Source organism: Bradyrhizobium lupini (genome assembly GCF_040939785.1).
Lineage (GTDB): Bacteria > Pseudomonadota > Alphaproteobacteria > Rhizobiales > Xanthobacteraceae > Bradyrhizobium > Bradyrhizobium canariense_D.
This window is the reverse complement of the sequence record NZ_CP162553.1, coordinates 1,088,128-1,104,612: the sequence shown is the minus strand read 5'-3', so window position 1 is coordinate 1,104,612 and position 16,485 is coordinate 1,088,128. Positions and strand designations below refer to the sequence as shown.

Here is a 16,485-nt window from a genome sequence, read left to right as displayed (position 1 = left end):
CATCCTGGCTGTCAATGCTATCGGCCAACGGTGGCCCGCTTCGGAGCGATGTGACGATGAACGGCGATCCTTGCCTGCTATCCGCAACCGTGCTGCGCGGTCTCATCGCGACAAAGCAGATCTCGCCCGTCGAGCTCACCCGCGCGGTGCTCGCCCGCGCCGAAGCGCTCCAGCCCGAGCTGAACTGCTTCATCACGATCTGCGGCGACGAGGCGCTTGCCGCCGCGCGCGAAGCCGAGCGCAAGCTGATGGCGGGCGAGCCGCTCGGCCTGCTGCACGGCATCCCCGCAACCGTCAAGGACATCGTCAACACCAGGGGTGTCACGACCAGTTTCGGCGCCATTCCCTACAAGGATAATGTTCCGAACGAGGATGCCGTCGCGGTTGCAAGGCTGCGTGCGGAAGGCGCCATTCTGATCGGCAAGACCACGACGCCCGAATTCGGCAGCAAATGCCTGACCGACTCGCCGCTGTTCGGCCGCACCCGCAATGCGTGGAGCGCCGAGCGCTCGTCGGGCGGCTCCAGTGGCGGCGCGGCGGTGGCGGTGGCGAGCGGCATCGCGCCGCTTGCGATCGCAACCGATGGCGGCGGCTCGACGCGGATTCCCGCCGCTTGCAACGGCGTGGTCGGGCTGAAGCAGAGCAATGGCGTCATCCCGCATAGCCAGGCGCTGGACGTGTTCGGCAACCAGACCTATGTCACGCCGATGACGCGGTCCGTCCCCGACACCGCGCTGATGATGCAGGCGATGGCCGGCGAGGATTCTTGCGATCCCTGGTCGATCGGCGTTCCCGTGCCCGACTTCATCGGCACGGCCGCCCCGCGTGGCGATCTGCGTGGGCAGAAAATCCTGTATTGCCTGTCGCCACCCGGACGCCCGGTATCTGTCGACGTCGAGGCCGGCTTCAAGGCGAGCCTCGATCGACTCGCGGGCCTAGGTGCCGAGCTCGAGGAGTTTTCGGGCGAGGGGTTCGACATCGAGCCGATCTGGCGCGCCATCAATCACACGGTCTGGCGGACGCGCTTTGCAAAATTCGCGGCCGAGCATGGGGACGCGCTGAGCGAGGCCTTCCTCAGGCAGCTTGCGCTCGCCACCGACTTCAGTGGCGTTGCCTATCAGGAGGCGATGTTCGCGCGCACGGCGCTGTTCCGCCGGGTGCAGTCCCTGCTTGCGCATGGGCATCTGCTGGCGATGCCGACCCTCACCCGCACCGCCCTGCCGATCGATCAGGACCTGTTCGGCACCATCGAGATCGACGGCAAGCAGTTTGACAGCGTCCGGCCGCACTGGTTCCCCTGGACCATGCCGTTCAACATGACCGGACACCCCGCGCTCAGTCTGCCCTGCGGCTTCGGCCGCGACGGCCTGCCGATCGGCTTGCAACTCGTCGGCCGCTTCCGCGCTGATGCGGACTTGCTGCGCGTGAGCGCGCTGTTCGAGGCGTCGCATGACCTCCTGTCCCGCTGGCCCGGCTGAGGTGAGGCACATGCCGCAAGGGACTTGTTTGCAAAGCACTTGCCTCCGATGCTCGGACATGTTGATCGTGCTGCGGATGAGCCCTGAATCCGAGCGCGCATGAGCGTATTTGTCCTCCGACGTGTGCTGACCCTGCTGGCGACGCTGGTCGGCGCGTCCGTGATCATTTTCCTGGTGCTGGATGCGCTTCCGGGCAACGCCGCGCAGATGCTGATGGGCGCCGACGCCTCGCCAGATGCGGTCCGCGCGCTCACCGTCAAGCTCGGGCTCGACCAGCCGCTGGCGGTTCGCTATCTGCATTGGATCAAAGGGCTGCTCGTCGGCGATCTCGGCAACTCCTATGTCTACGGCACACCGGTCGCCAGCCTGATCGTGGAGCGGCTGGTGTTGACCATTCCGCTCGCGATGATGTCCATGCTGATCACGGTGACGCTGGCGCTCTCGGCCGGCATCTACACCGCCGCCAACCACAACAAGCTCGGCGACGTCGGCGTGATGTCGCTGACGCAGATCGGCATCGCGCTGCCGAATTTCTGGTTCGCAATCCTGCTGGTGCTACTGTTCTCGGTACGGCTGCAATGGCTCTCCGCGGGCGGCTTTCCCGGTTGGGAGGACGGCGTCTGGCTCGGCATCAAGTCGCTGCTGCTGCCGGCGGTGTCGCTTGCGGTCGTGCAGGCCGCGATCCTCGCACGCGTCACGCGCTCGGCTGTGCTGGAAGTGCTGCGCGAAGACTTCGTCCGCACGGCGCGCGCGAAGGGCCTCGGCAAGCGCGAGGTACTGTGGAGTCATGTGCTGCGCAACGCCATGATCCCTGTGATGACGGTCATGGGCCTGCAATTCGCCAATCTGCTCGCCGGCACCATCGTGATCGAGAACGTGTTCTATCTGCCGGGGCTCGGCCGCCTGATCTTTCAGTCGATCGCCAACCGCGACCTCATCGTGGTGCGCAACTGCGTGATGCTGCTCGCGACCATGGTGGTCATCGTCAATTTCGTGGTCGACGTGCTCTATGCCTTCGTCGATCCCCGCATCAAGGTCCACGATCTGTGAGCGCGCCGTTGACCACCCTCGTCGACGCGCCGGCCGTAGCGCGCCCTCTGCCGGCCCGGACCTTCTGGCGCCGCGCGCTGCGTCATCGCAGCTTCGTGCTCGGCGGCGCGCTGAGCCTGCTGGTTCTCGCCTCGGCGCTGCTGTCGCTGGTGTGGACGCCCTGGTCGCCCTATGAGATCGACATCGCGTCAAAGCTCCGGCCGCCCTCGGCCGCGCACTGGCTCGGCACCGACGTCTTCGGCCGCGACATCGTTTCGCTGCTGCTCGCCGGCGCCCGCTCCACCATCATGGTCGGCATCATCGCGGTCAGCATCGGCCTCACCTTCGGCGTCTGTCTCGGCCTCATCGCGTCGGCCAGGCGCGGCTGGACCGAAGAGATCATCATGCGCTTCTCCGATTTCACCTTCGCCTTTCCGGCCGTGCTCTCGGCGATCATGCTCGCCGCGGTCGTCGGGCCCGGCATGGTGACCTCGATCGTCGCCATCGGCATCTTCCAGATCCCGACGCTGATCCGGCTGACGCGCGGCTCGGCCAACGCGATCTGGGCGCGCGAATTCGTGCTGGCCGCGCGCGCCGCGGGGAAAGGGCGCTTTCGCATCACCATCGAGCACGTGCTGCCCAACATCATGTCGATTCTGATCGTACAGGCGACGATCCAGTTTGCGCTCGCGATCCTTGCCGAAGCCGCCTTGTCGTATCTCGGTCTCGGCACGCAGCCGCCGCAGCCGTCCTGGGGACGGATGCTGAACGACGCGCAGTCGCTGCTGTTCCAGTCGCCGATGCTCGCCGTCTACCCGGGTGCTGCGATTGCAATCGCGGTGCTCGGCCTCAATCTGCTCGGCGACGGACTGCGCGATCTGCTCGACCCTCGACTGGCGCGGGAGCGATGATGATGAGCGAGCGCTCGTCCATGCCGTTGATCGAGGTTGTCAATCTCGGCGTGCGCCTCAACACCAGCCGCGGGCCGGCGCAGGCCGTGCGCGGCGTCAGCTTTGCGCTGAAGCGCGGCGAGACGCTCGGGCTCGTCGGCGAATCCGGCTGCGGCAAGTCGGTCACCGCGTTGTCGCTGATGGGGCTGCTGCCGGATAGCGCGTCCGTCACCGGCAGCATCAAGCTGGATGGCGGCGAACTCGCTGGTTTGTCGGACGCGGAATATTGTCGGCTGCGCGGCAATCGCATCAGCATGATCTTCCAGGAGCCGATGACCGCGCTCAATCCGATGCACACGATCGGCAACCAGGTCGCCGAGCCGCTGCGGCGTCACAGGAAATTTTCGGCATCGCAGGCGCGGCGAGAGGCGATCGCCTTGCTCGACCGCGTCGGGTTGCCTGATCCGGCCAGGCGCGTCGACGCTTATCCGCACCAGTTTTCCGGCGGCCAGCGTCAGCGCGTCACGATCGCGATGGCGCTCGCCTGCGAGCCCGACCTTCTGATCGCGGACGAGCCGACCACGGCGCTCGACGTCACCATCCAGGGCCAGATCCTCGACCTCATCGCCGATCTCGTCGAGGAGCGCGGCATGTCGATGATCCTGATCGCGCACGATCTCGGCGTCATCGCCGAGAACGTGCAGCGCATGATGGTGATGTACGGCGGCACGATCATCGAGAGCGGACCGACCGACGAGGTGTTCCGCCGGATGGGCCATCCCTACACGCAGGGCCTGTTCCGCGCCCGACCGAAACTCGGCGCACGCAAGGGGACGCGGCTGACGACGATATCGGGCACGGTGCCGGAGCTCGCCGATCTGCCTTCCGGTTGCACCTTCGCCGATCGGTGTCCGCTCGTGATCGAGCAGTGCCGGGCTGCGCTTCCAGCAATGGTGGACGTCGGACCGGGCCATTTCGTGCGCTGCATCCGGACGGACGTGTCGATGGCCGAACGCGTCGGAGCGCTGACCGTATGAGCACGGCGCCTCTTCTCGAAGTGAAGGATATCGAGCAGCGCTACACGTTGCCGCGCGAAAGCGTGTTCCGCCCGCCCGGGCAGGTGCGCGCGCTCAACGGTGTCAGCGTGCGGGTCGACGCCGGCAAGAGCCTCGGCATCGTCGGCGAATCCGGCTCCGGCAAGTCGACATTCGCGCGGGTGGTGATGGCGCTGGAGCGGCCGACATCGGGGCAGGTCGCGCTGCTCGGCCGCGACCTCAACCGCATCTCCGCGGACGAGTTGCGCCGCGCCCGCCGCGATTTCCAGATGGTGTTCCAGGATCCCTACGGATCGCTCGACCCGCGCCAGACCATCGCGCGCATCGTCGCCGAACCGCTCACCGTGCTGGAGGGGATTGATAGCACGACGCTACGTGCCCGCGTCTCCGCAGTGCTACGGCAGGTGGGTCTGCGCGATGCCGACATGGAGAAATATCCACACGAGTTCTCCGGCGGTCAGCGCCAGCGCATCGCCATTGCGCGCGCGCTGATCACCCAGCCGAAGCTGATCGTCGCCGACGAGCCGGTCTCCGCGCTCGACGTCTCCGTGCAGGCGCAAGTCTTGAACCTGATGCAGGACCTCCAGGAGCAGTTCGGCCTCAGTTACGTCCTGATCAGTCACGACCTCGCCGTCGTCGACTATCTCTGCGACGAGGTCGCGGTGATGTATCTCGGCCGGATCGTCGAACAGGGCAGGCCTGAGGATTTGTTCGAGCGTTGCGCCCATCCCTATACGCGAGCGCTGCTGGAGGCCGTGCCGCGGGTGCGCGCCGGCGGAGGCCGGCGGCGGCGCGGAGCCCAGGCGATCGCCTCGCAATCGGCGGCCGCGACCGGCTGCCCCTATGTCTCGCGGTGCGCGCTAGCCGACCAGCATTGCCGCGAGGTTCTGCCTGAGCTACGCAAGGTGGGCGAGACGCATCTGGCCGCTTGCCACAAGGCGGAAGCCGTGATGGCGTTGCCGCAATTGCCCGTGGAAGGTTAGCGTCCGCGGCAGGATTGGCGTAGGCTTGAGACAAGACAAGGCCGGGAGTTACGCATGTTCAGGAAACTATCGATCGTCGCATTCGCCGCCGCACTTGCCGCTGCTCCGTTGCCGGTGCTGGCTCAGAGCAAGAAGGACAGCGTCGTCATGGCGATGGCGCTGGAACCGCCGGGGCTCGATCCCACCAACGCCGCCGCCGCCGCGATCGCCGAGGTCACGCTCTACAACATCTATGAGACCCTGACCAAGATCAACGAGGACGGCACCACCTCGCCCCTGCTGGCGGAGAGCTGGACTGCAGCGCCCGATCTGAAGACCTATACGTTCAAGCTGCGCAAGGGCGTCAAGTTCCACAACGGCGAGCCGTTTGACTCCGCAGCCGTGAAGTTCTCGTTCGAGCGCAACGCGGTCCCCACCAGCACCAACAAGGACAAGAGCCTGTTCCAGAGCTTCGAGAAGGTCGATGCGCCCGACGCCGACACGGTCGTGATCAGCCTGAAAAATTCCGAGCCGAACCTGCCGTTCCTGCTGGGGCAGGCGAGCGGCTCGATCGTCGAGCCGAAGAGCGCTGCCACCAATATCACGCAGCCGGTCGGGACCGGGCCCTATCAGCTGGGCGCCTGGGCCAAGGGCTCCTCGATGACCCTGACCAAATGGGCTGACTATCGCAACGCCGCCGCGATCAAGCTCGCGAAGGTGACGATCCGCTTCATCTCCGATCCGTCCGCACAGACGGCGGCGCTGCTGTCGGGCGACGTCGACGCGTTTCCCCGGGTGTCGGCCCAGCGCACCATCGCGCAGTTCAAGGCGGATCCGCGCTTCAACGTTATGGTCGGCGGCTCCAGGGCCAAGACCATCGTCGGTATCAACCATCGCAAAAAGCCGCTCGACGATGTTCGCGTGCGCCGTGCCATCCTCGCCGCGATCGATCGCAAGGCGATGATCGACGGTGCGGTCGACGGTTTCGGCACGCCGATCGGAAGCTTCTACGTGCCGGGCGCGCTCGGCTATGTCGACACGACAGGCATCAACCCCTACGATCCCGAGAAGGCCAAGAAGCTGCTAGCCGAAGCCGGCGTTACCACCCCGCTCGAGCTGTCGTTGAAGCTGCCGCCGCCGTCCTATGCGCGCCAGGGCGGCGAGGTCCTCGCGGCCCAGCTTGCCAAGGTCGGCATCATCGCCAAGATCGAGAACGTCGAATGGGCGCAATGGCTGTCGCAGGTGTTCGCCGGCAATGGTCCGCATAATTTCGACCTCACCATCGTCAGCCATGTCGAGCCGTTCGATCTCGTCAAGATCACCGAGCCGGACTACTATCTCGGCTACAACAACGACGCCTTCAACGCGCTCTACAAGCAGATCGTGTCGACGCCGGATGAAGCCGCCCGTGCCAAGCTTCTCGGCGACGCCCAGCGCATGCTGGCCACCGATGCAGTCTCGGGCTATTTGTACCAGCCGCAGCTGATCACCATCACCAACAAGAAGCTGAAGGGCGTCTGGAAGGACGTACCCCAATACGAGAACGATTTCTCGACATGGGCGTGGGAGTAGGGCGCGCATGTCGATTGCGCGATGTCGGTGACGATCTCTCCCAACGGAAGAGATCGTCACGAGACCGGTCCAAACAAAAAACCTGAAGAACAACCCCATGCACAGTAGCCGAGGGTAGTGATTTCAATGACTTGCGCGCGACGCGATTGATGAGTTGCGCGTCGCGCGATGCCGTTGACGCGTCGGGCAAAACACTGGCATGATGGCATCATCGAAGAAGGCCGCGCCCGCTTGGTTTGATTGGGCCGCTCGATGCTCCCCCGACTTTGAACGTTCGGAACCCTCATGCGTTAGCTTGGCGCAGGATGGCCGCAGGCCGTGCGATCCGGCGCGAGGGTATGCGGAGTTCGGTTCTTGCTCAAACTATACAGGTGGCCATCCGACGACTGGCAGAAGATCGGCGCGGAGATGCCCTCCGAGATCATCTGGGCTGATCTATTGGACGCAACCGCGGAGGAAAAGCAGTTCGTCGAACGATTGCTCGGGATACGCGTTCCGTCCGAGGATCCGCTCAGCGAGATCGAAGCGTCGAGCCGCCTGATCCTCGACAACGGCACGCTCTATCTCAGCTCGCCGGCGGTCCGGCTCAACGAGAACAACGAGGCCGAGATCACGCCGGTGGGATTCGTCATCGGACCGCACGTGCTGGTGACGGTGCGTTTCGCGCAGCTGCCGATCTTCGAGGACATCGGCAAGCGCATCGGTTCCGATGACAGCCTGGAGAACGGCATGTGCGTGTTCACCAGCCTGATCGAGGCCATGGTCGACCGCGGCGCCGATGTCCTTGAGCATCTCGGCGCGAAGGTCGACAGGCTCTCGCGGGACGTCTTCAAGGGCGGGCTCGTTCGCAGCAAGCGGCCGGTCCGCTCCAGCCGGCGGATGCGCGAGGCGCTGGAAAACATCGGCGAGTTGGCGGATCGGCTCGCCAAGGCGCGCGATGTCCTGCTTGGCGTTGGCCGCATCGCTTCATTCGCCGGCGATGTCGGGGGTGAATGGATCACCGCCGCGTCGAAGAAGCGGCTCGAAGCCGTCTCCAAGGATGTCGCTTCGCTCGGCGATTACGAGACGCGATTGTCGGACAAGATCCAGCTTCTGCTCGATGCCGTGCTCGGCTTCATCAACATCCAGCAGAACGAGCTGTTCAAGATCTTGACCATCGTCTCGGTCGTCGGCGTGCCGCCCACGATTCTGGTCGGCATCTGGGGCATGAACTTCAAGCACATGCCGGAGCTGGACTGGACCTTCGGCTATCCGCTGGCGTGGCTCGCCATCATTGCCAGCGGCGTGCTGCCGCTGATTTGGTTCAAGCGGCGTGGCTGGTTCGAATGAAGCCGCGGCGCACCGTTCGAAATCGATGCGCCGCTTCTTCTGTCAGGCGACTTCGGCGGCGAATTTGCCGATCCAGTCGCGGGCAAGCGTCAAATCGGCCTGCGATAATTGATGGCCCGCCGGCAGGACCTTGTGACCGACCTGCGCGCCCGCTTCGGAAAGCAGTGATGCGAGCCGGGCCGAATTGCTCGCCGGCACGATCGGATCAGCCTGCCCGGACAACAGCAGGATCGGCTTGCCTGCGAGGTTGACCTTGGGCGGATCCGACAGCGGCACCATGGCGCGGAGCAGGATCGCACCAGCAAGCGCGTCCGGCTTCAGCAACAACAGCGCGGCTGCGATGTTGGCGCCGTTGGAGAAGCCGACCGCGACCGGCGCGGCGAGGCCATATCGCTGCCGCGCTTCCGCAACGAAGTCGCCGAGCTCAAGGGCGCGGCGGCGCACGTCGTCCTCGTCGAACACGCCCTCAGTGAGGCGGCGGAAGAAGCGCGGCATGCCGTGTTCGAGCACGCGGCCGCGCGGCGATAGCAGGGCCGAGCCGGGCGAGATCATCTTGCCGAGCCCGAGCAGGTCGTTCTCGTCGCCGCCGGTGCCGTGCAGCAGCAGGAGAGGAGGAGAGCCCGCGTCACGCGCGGGCTCGAAACGATGGATGAATGAACTCTCGGTCACGACACCCTCTCTTCCAGGTTCGGCAACACGCCCTCGATCTGCTTGCGCTGTGCTTCGAGGAAGCTCGGCAGCTTCAGGTCGTGTCCCAGCGTTGCCACGGGCTCGTCGACGGCGAAGCCTGGGATGTCGGTCGCGATCTCGAACAGCACGCCGCCGGGCTCGCGGAAGTAGATCGAGCGGAAGTAGTTGCGGTCGCGCTGTTCGGTCGGGTGCAGGCCGTGATTGCTCACGAGCCTTTGCGCCATCTTGCCCTGCTCGGCGTCATCGGCCGCGCGGAAGGCGATGTGATGCACGGAGCCGCCACCTTGGTGTCCGCGCAGGAAGCCCTTGGCTTCGTAGATGTCGACGACGCTGCCTTCGGCATCGCCCGGTGCCTTGAAGCGGATCACCGAGCCTTCGCGCGCCGTCTCCTTGAAGCCGAACACGTCGGTGAGGACGGCAGCCGTTTTTGCCGCGCTGTCGAGCAGCAAGGTCACGACATGGAAGCCGCGGATCGCATGCTCGGCCGGCACCTCGCCATTGCTCCAGCCGGGCTCGCTCTCGGCGCCGGGGATACCGACGAGCGCGAGCGCCATGCCATCAGGGTCTGTGAACGGCAGCACGGACTCGCCAAAACGCTTCTCCAGCGCCTCATAAGCGATGCCCTTCTCGACGAAGCGTTGCGTCCAATAGCCGAGCGAGCTTTGCGGCACGCGGAAGGCGGTCTGGTGCGTCTCGCCGACGCCGCGGCGCCCGGCCGGCACGCCGGCCCAAGGAAAGAACGTCAGGATGGTGCCGGGGCGGCCGGTCTCGTCGCCATAATAGAAGTGATAGGTGCCGGGATCGTCGAAATTGACCGTCTTCTTGACGAAGCGCAGACCGAGATCACGGGTGTAAAAGCCGAAATTCCTGATGGGGTCGCCCGCGATCGCGGTCACATGGTGCAGTCCAGACATTGTCGGTCCTCCAAAGCTCGGGGAGCGGTCTTGCTCTGCAGGGAAATATCGTTCCGCTTTGGATTGGAGACAATCCATGCAAATATGACGGCTATGTCTACGATTTGGAAACAATCGCCGGCGCCAGCCCGTGGATAAGGTCGCCAGCCTGCGAGCCTTCGTAAAGGTGGTCGAAAGCGGCAGTTTTGCCGAGGCGGGCCGGCAGTTGCGGCTGTCACGCTCGGCGATCAGCAAATACATCGCCGACCTCGAAGAAAGCCTCGGCGTGCAGCTCCTGAACCGGACCACGCGCCATGCGAGCCCGACCGAGAACGGCCAGCGCTATTTCGAGCGCGCGGTCGTGATCCTGTCGGAGATCGAGGCGGCCGACCAGGTCGTGGCGCAAGCGCAATCGGCGCCGCGCGGCCTGTTGCGCGTCAACGCGCCGATGTCGTTCGGCACCCTGCGGCTCGGGCCGGTGCTTGCCGATTTCATGGCGCGATATCCGGAGCTGCAGCTCCAGCTCGTGCTCAGCGACGACCTGCTCGATCCCGTGCAGGACGGTTTTGACGTGACCTTGCGCATCGCGGAATTGGAATCGTCGAGTTTGATCGCGCGAAAGATCATCCCGGTGGCGCGCATGATCTGCGCTTCGCCCGATTATCTGGCGCGTCACGGCACCCCAAAACATCCGCAGGATCTGCGCGAACATGTCTCGCTGACCTACGGCTTCCTGCTCACTGGCAATCAGTGGAAGCTCACGGGAGCGGGCGGCGACCACTGGATCCAGCCGGCCTGGTCGCTCTGCGTCAACAATGCCGAGGTGCTGCGCGATGTCGCGATCAAGGGCAGGGGGCTCGCGCTGCTCCCGGAGTTCATCGCCGCCGACGCCTTGAGGGCAGGCGAGCTGCGGACGGTGCTGGACAAGTATTCTGCGCCGCCGCTTGCGCTCTATGCGGTCTATCCGCCGACCCGACATCTGTCGGTGAAAGTGCGGCTGTTCATTGATTTCCTGGTCGAGCGCTTTGGCCGGGAGGGCGAGGCGTCAACCCGATCAAAATGACCCGCGCGGAAGGGCTGAGCCGAGATATGTCGGCTCCGCGCGGCTCGCTGCTCTATTTTTGGTATCGAGGAATTGGCGTAACGCCTTCACGGTCACCGCCGGTTGCTCTTCCATCAGCCAATGACCGGCGTCCGGAATGACCAATTCGGTGACGTCAGTCGCGGCGTTTCGCATCACGACCGCCTCTGTCGCACCGAAGGATTTTTCGCCCCCGACAGCCAGCACGGGAATGGTCAACTTGGTCGCGATCGCCTTCTTGTTGTCCTCGGCGTCGGTTCGGATCGACCTGAACTGGGCGAACGCAGCACGCATGGCGCCCGGCCGCGCATAGAGCGCTGCGTAATGACGGCGTGTTGCGTCCGCGATCCTGGAAGGCGTCCCCGCGAAGTCATTCCAGAAGCGGTCGAGGTAGATGCGCTCGCGGCCCTTGACCAGCCGCTCCATGTCCGGGCCTCCGAGATCAAAATGCCAAAGCTGCGGGCTGCGAACCACCTCGTCCCATGGCGGCACCCCAGGCACCGGGGCATCCATCACGATCAGCTTCTCGGCCAGGTCGCGATAACGGGCCGCGTAGGCCTAGGCCACCATGGTTCCGATGTCGTGGCCGACGACGACGGCCTTTTCGATGCCGAGCGCTGCGAGAACGGCCCGCATGTCGGCAGCCTGGGTCCATTTGTCGTAGCCATTGTCGGGCTTGCTCGAGAGGCCCATACCGCGAAGATCGGGCACGACAACGGTGTGGTCGCGCGCGATATCAGCGGCGAGCTTGACCCACATGTCGCCGGTATCACCAAAACCGTGGATCAGGATCACGACAGGCCCCTGACCGCCGACGCGAACATGAATCTGCGTGCCGTTGGCCGCGATGGTTTTGGTCTTGAAGCCGGACGGAAACTGTTCGACCTCGGCGCGCGCGGCAGGGGCGAGCAGCATGAGAAGAATGGCGAGACATCTTGCGCGCACCGGCGCCTCCGATCATCTTGTATTTCAGTCCAGTGACCGAACGCTGTTAGGCCGGCCGGAGCAATTCATCCAGCGCGTTCATCGAGGCCTCTCGAAGCGCGGCGAGTTCGCGGGCGGCGCTCTCGCATTCGGGCGGGGACATCGTGACTGCCGCCAGCTCGACCTCACGGCAGAATTCGAAAAGGCGGACGAGGCCGAGCGTACTCGCGCCGCTGCCGAGCTGGTGCGCGCCGCGCGCGAGCTGCGCGGGATCGCCAGTCGCCGCAGCCTTGGCAATCTCCTCGACCAGCTTTTCGCTCGTCAGTTCCAGCAGGTCGTGGAGTTTTGCGATCTGCGCCGCGCCCAGCAGCTCCTTCTGGTCATCAAGGAAATGCCGGTCGATCAAGGCGCCTGCGGCGAGCTGCGGCGTGGCTGGCTGGTTTTGGGCATCGTCCTCGATCGCCTCGCGCAGCGCATTGATCAGGATCGGCTTGCTGACGATCCTGGCAATGCCTGCGCCCGCGAGCCGCTCGCGGGCGCGGCGCGACATGTCCGCGGTTACCGCGATGATGCGCGGCATGCTCGGCAGACCAAGCTTGCGGATCCGCGATGCCGCCTCGACGCCGTCGATGTCGGGCATGTGCAGATCCATCAGGATGATGTCGAACGCCTGATCGCGGGCGAGCGCGATGGCCGACGCGCCGTTCGTGGCGATGGTGGCGCGGTGGCCGAGCCTCTCGAGCATCGCTTCACCAACCTCGCAATTGACGGGATCGTCGTCGACCAGCAGCACGCGAAGCTGCCGCGATGGCGGCTGAACCGCACCTTGCGCGATGTCGGTGGTGGCGAGGCCAAGCGGTACCTCAAGCATGAAGGAGCTGCCCCTACCCGGCGTGCTCGCCACCGTCAGCTCGCCGCGCATCAGGCGGGTGAGGCGCCGCGCGATCGCCAGTCCAAGACCGGTGCCGCCGAACCGCCGCGCGATGCTGTCGTCAGCCTGGACGAAATCCTCGAAAATCCGCTTGTGCATGTCGGGCGCGATGCCGATGCCGGTATCGCGCACGGTGATGCGCAGCAGCACATGATCGTTATGTCCCTCGGCGGCCGCGCTCAAGCCGATGCCGCCCCGCGGGGTGAACTTGATCGCGTTGCCCATCAGATTGAGCAGGATGCGATTGAGCCGCACCGGGTCGCCGTGCACGGAAGTATTGACCGACGCGTCGCAGGCGAGATCGAAGGAGAGGCCCTTGTGAGAGGCCTGCGGACGCATCAGATCGGCGGCCGTCTCGATCAGCTGGTCGAGGCGGAAATCGCGGGTCTCCAGAGTCTCGGCGCTGGCCTCCAGGCGCGCATATTCGAGGATGCCGTCGACCAGCGCGATCAGCGTTTCGCCCGACGCGGCCGCGGTCGTGAGGTGGCGCCGCTGCGCTTCGCCGAGACTGCCGTCGTCGAGCAGTTGCAGCACGCCCATGACGCCGTTCAGCGGCGTGCGCAGCTCGTGGCTGACGACCGCGAGAAAGCGCGATTTGGTCTCGTTGGCCGCGACCGCCGCGCTGCGGGCACGCTCGGCGGCATCGTGCTCGGCAAGGGCTTGGTCGCGGGTCTTTTCCAGTTCGGAGGTGCGCTCGATCACCTTGCGTTCGAGCGTCGCATAGGATTCGCGCAAGTGAGCGGCCATCCGGTTGAATTGATCGCCGAGCGCCTCCAGCTCGTCGCCGGTCTTGATCGCGAGCCGCAGGCTGAGGTCGCCGCTGCCGATCCGCCGCGCGCCCTGCGTCAGGATCTGGATCGGCACGGTCATGCGCCGGCTCAGAAAGAGAGAGACCAGCACCGCACATACCAGCAGGATGACCAGGAGAAAAGTCGAGCGCCCGATCGACGCATAGATCGGCGCATAGGCCTCGGTGAGCGGCAGCTCGACGAACACCAGCCAGCCCAACGAGGGGACCGTCGCATAGGTCGACAGCACGCGTTGACCGGACAGATCCTCCTTGACCAGGCCGCCGGAGGGGGCCCGATGCCATCGAGCGCGGCCCGGACGTCGGGATGGCCGGAGAGATCGCTGCGGCGCAGCGCCCGCCACAAATCGGGATGCGCGATCAGGATACCCATGCGATCGACCACATAGGCCTTGCCGGTGTTGCCGACCCTGATTCCGGCGACGAGGTCCCAGATGAAGCGAAGATTGACCTCGGCGACAATCACATCCGGCGCCAGGCCCGTTCCGCGCGTGGCGAGTGTCATGAACGGCTCGGTGTCGCCGAGGAAGTAGACCGGCCCGTAATATGCGCGGCTTTCGTTGGCGCCGCGGAAGGCCTGCGAGGCGGAGAGGTCGGTCTTGCTGCCGATCCTGTCCGCGACACGGCGCGACACGCGCACCTGCTCGCGGCCTTGGGCGTCGAGCTCGGCGATGTCCGCAATCGCAGGCGAGAGGCGCAGGAGGCGGATGGCGTTCAGGCGCTGGTCCTCGTTCGTGGACAGCTCCGGGGGCAGGCGCGAGAGCCATCTGATCTGGTTTTCGATCTGGCCAATGAACTGGCCGATCTGGAGGGCGGCGCTTGCTGCCTGCTCGCGCTGGGTCGCCGCCAGGAGTTGCTTCTGCTCGCGATAGGAGAACCAGACGTCGAAGCCGGTGTTGATGGCGAGCGCGGCAAAAGCGAGCGCGACGATCGAGTAGAGGTATTTGCGGAACAGCCGGCCGGGAGGTGGCCGCAAATCTCCCTGATCGATCGTCTCGTTCACTCGCGAATCTCGTCGGCGCGCGCGAGCAGTGTGAATGGTATCGTCAAATCCAGCGTGCGAGCGACCGTGCGGTTGATCAGGAGTTCGTATTTCCGCGGCGATTGCACCGGCAGATCTCCGGCCTTGGTACCGCGCAGGATGAGATCGACATAGTCGGCCGAGCGCACTTCGAGCGTCGGCCCGTAGCTCATCAGCCCGCCCGCATCCATGAAATAATAGAACGGGTAAATCGCAGGGACGCGATATTTGGCCGCCGCCGCCACCGCCGCCTGCCGGTGGACCACCAGGAAGCTGTCGACCAGCGCAATCATTGCCGCCTTGGGGGGAGCGGAAAAGGGCCTGACGGCTTCGTCGATCTCCGTTGGCGCGCTGACGGGGGCGGGGATCACGGACACGCCGGCCAGTGCTGCCTCTTGCTCGATGGAATCGAGGAAGAAACGGCCGCCGCGAGGAGTGGTCGCCGGGTTGTACAGGATACCGACGCGCGCAAGATCCGGCACGGCCTCCCGGATGAGCTGAAGCCATTTGCCGCCCATCTCGGCGGTGCTGTTGGTGAAGCCGGTCACGTTGCCGCCGGGATGAGCAAGGCTTTCGACGAAGCCGTTGCCGACGGGATCGTTGGCGGTCGCGAACACGATCGGGATGGTTTTTGTGGCTTCCAGGACGGCCGCGGTTTCGACCGTCGAGCCGGTCAGGATCACATCCGGCTTGAGCGCCAGCAATTCCTGAACCGCGGTCTTCAGCCGATCCGGCGCGCCGAAGGTCGATCGGAGCTCGAGGCGGAAATTGACGCCTTCGACCCAGCCTCGCTGCCTCAAGCCCACGATGAGGCCACCCAGGCGGGAGGTCGGGCTGTCGATCATGCTCCTTCTGGTCAGCTCGTCGTCGAGCGGCAACGCCGTCAGCGATCCCACGACCCGCACGCGATCAGATGTTGCGCCGAGCGCCAGCCACCCCGCGGCGGTCGTGCTGGCAAGGCGAATGAACCCGCGGCGATCGACCGCGAGAGCGGAAGGCCGTTCGGTCATGACATTCTTTGCATGGTGGCTAGCCCCAGGCGCATGCTTAGCGCGAACGGCCGGCATCCACAATTGACGAAAAAATGCGTTTGTGACTGCTCATTCGCAGCGTTTGGCAGTCCGATACCGTATTCCTACGTCGGCAGTCGCTCGCAACACAGAAAATGGATCTCCGGCGTGGCCTGATTAACGCTGCAGCGTGAATTCCTCTGCCCCCCGCCGCTGCTCCCACTTCGCCTGTTCCAGCTCGGGCCGGTCGCATTCGACTTCCGGATAGCCGATACAGAGATAGGCGATGAATTTCCAGGTGTCGGGCACGTCGAGAATGGCGTGGATGCGATTCGGATGGAGGATCGATACCCAGCCAAGCCCGATGCCCTCGGCGCGCGCGGCCAGCCACATTGCGGTGATCGCCGCAACCACGGAATATTCCGTCGTCTCCGGCATCGTCGCGCGGCCGAGGCCGTGACCGGTGTCGCTGGCCTTGTCCGCGAACACGGCGAGGTGGCCGGGGGCCTGTTCGAGACCCGACAGTTTCAGCGTGGCATAGCGTGCTGCGCGCTCACCGGCATAGGAATTCAGCGCGTCCGCGTTGCACGCTTTGAAGTCGTCGATCACGGCGCGACGCCGTGCGGCCTCATCGACGATGACGAAGCGCCAGGGCTGGCTGAGGCCGACCGAGGGTGAGAGACAGGCCGTCTCGATCAGGCGATCGATGGCGCCGTCCGGCAACGGATCGGCGCGAAAGCGGCGCACGTCGCGGCGCCACACGAACAGCTCGCGCAAGTGCTGGCGGAAGGTGTCGTCGAATTCGACCATTG

At 65.2% G+C, this 16,485-nt stretch carries 12 protein-coding genes and 2 pseudogenes; 8 read left to right on the top strand and 6 right to left on the bottom strand.

From position 1 onward, the window contains the following. Positions 1-56 precede the first annotated feature (56 nt). The 7 genes from AB3L03_RS05590 to AB3L03_RS05560 all read left to right on the top strand — a co-directional run bounded on the left by AB3L03_RS05590 (position 57) and on the right by AB3L03_RS05560 (position 8,315). Positions 57-1,478, top strand: a complete 1,422-nt coding sequence (locus AB3L03_RS05590) for an amidase (protein WP_026233627.1) — start codon at positions 57-59, stop codon at positions 1,476-1,478. Between the two features lie 99 nt (positions 1,479-1,577). Further along, positions 1,578-2,528: an ABC transporter permease gene (locus tag AB3L03_RS05585; RefSeq protein WP_026233628.1), complete on the top strand. Its 951-nt coding sequence runs from the start codon at positions 1,578-1,580 to the stop codon at positions 2,526-2,528. Beyond that, entirely contained in the window at positions 2,525-3,418 is an 894-nt protein-coding gene (locus tag AB3L03_RS05580; RefSeq protein ID WP_018458640.1) for an ABC transporter permease, read from the top strand. Before AB3L03_RS05585 ends, AB3L03_RS05580 begins: the two co-directional genes overlap by 4 nt. A gap of 2 nt (positions 3,419-3,420) precedes the next feature. Next, a complete protein-coding gene (locus AB3L03_RS05575; protein ID WP_368508328.1) occupies positions 3,421-4,434 on the top strand; it encodes an ABC transporter ATP-binding protein in 1,014 nt (337 codons plus the stop codon). Beyond that, entirely contained in the window at positions 4,431-5,435 is a 1,005-nt protein-coding gene (locus AB3L03_RS05570; protein WP_368508327.1) for an ABC transporter ATP-binding protein, read from the top strand. The genes AB3L03_RS05575 and AB3L03_RS05570 overlap by 4 nt, the downstream gene beginning before the upstream one ends. 54 nt (positions 5,436-5,489) lie before the next feature. Continuing rightward, positions 5,490-6,986, top strand: a complete 1,497-nt coding sequence (locus tag AB3L03_RS05565; RefSeq protein WP_018458643.1) for an ABC transporter substrate-binding protein — start codon at positions 5,490-5,492, stop codon at positions 6,984-6,986. 354 nt (positions 6,987-7,340) lie between these two features. After that, positions 7,341-8,315, top strand: a complete 975-nt coding sequence (locus AB3L03_RS05560; protein ID WP_368508326.1) for a magnesium transporter CorA family protein — start codon at positions 7,341-7,343, stop codon at positions 8,313-8,315. Between the two features lie 42 nt (positions 8,316-8,357). Here the strand turns inward: AB3L03_RS05560 and AB3L03_RS05555 are convergent, their stop codons facing one another. Together AB3L03_RS05555 and AB3L03_RS05550 are read right to left on the bottom strand one after the other, a co-directional pair. Continuing rightward, a complete protein-coding gene (locus AB3L03_RS05555) occupies positions 8,358-8,984 on the bottom strand; it encodes an alpha/beta hydrolase (RefSeq protein WP_018458645.1) in 627 nt (208 codons plus the stop codon). After that, positions 8,981-9,919, bottom strand: a complete 939-nt coding sequence (locus AB3L03_RS05550) for a ring-cleaving dioxygenase (protein ID WP_204510758.1) — start codon at positions 9,917-9,919, stop codon at positions 8,981-8,983. The genes AB3L03_RS05555 and AB3L03_RS05550 overlap by 4 nt, the downstream gene beginning before the upstream one ends. 130 nt (positions 9,920-10,049) lie before the next feature. Here AB3L03_RS05550 and AB3L03_RS05545 point away from each other — a divergent pair, with 130 nt between their 5' ends. Next, on the top strand, positions 10,050-10,961 hold the full coding sequence (locus AB3L03_RS05545; RefSeq protein WP_204510759.1) for a LysR family transcriptional regulator: 912 nt from the start codon (positions 10,050-10,052) through the stop codon (positions 10,959-10,961). On the opposite strand, the pseudogene AB3L03_RS05540 reads toward AB3L03_RS05545, so the two are convergent. The 4 genes and pseudogenes from AB3L03_RS05540 to bluB form a co-directional block, all read right to left on the bottom strand. Then, a pseudogene (locus tag AB3L03_RS05540) lies at positions 10,953-11,894 on the bottom strand (alpha/beta fold hydrolase). The gene AB3L03_RS05545 and the pseudogene AB3L03_RS05540 overlap by 9 nt on opposite strands. A 76-nt stretch (positions 11,895-11,970) precedes the next feature. Then, positions 11,971-14,645, bottom strand: a pseudogene (locus AB3L03_RS05535) (ATP-binding protein). Further along, a complete protein-coding gene (locus AB3L03_RS05530) occupies positions 14,642-15,673 on the bottom strand; it encodes an ABC transporter substrate-binding protein (RefSeq protein WP_204510761.1) in 1,032 nt (343 codons plus the stop codon). The pseudogene AB3L03_RS05535 and the gene AB3L03_RS05530 overlap by 4 nt, the downstream one beginning before the upstream one ends. Positions 15,674-15,850: 177 nt before the next feature. After that, positions 15,851-16,483: a 5,6-dimethylbenzimidazole synthase gene (gene bluB, locus AB3L03_RS05525; protein WP_204510762.1), complete on the bottom strand. Its 633-nt coding sequence runs from the start codon at positions 16,481-16,483 to the stop codon at positions 15,851-15,853. Positions 16,484-16,485 lie beyond the last annotated feature (2 nt).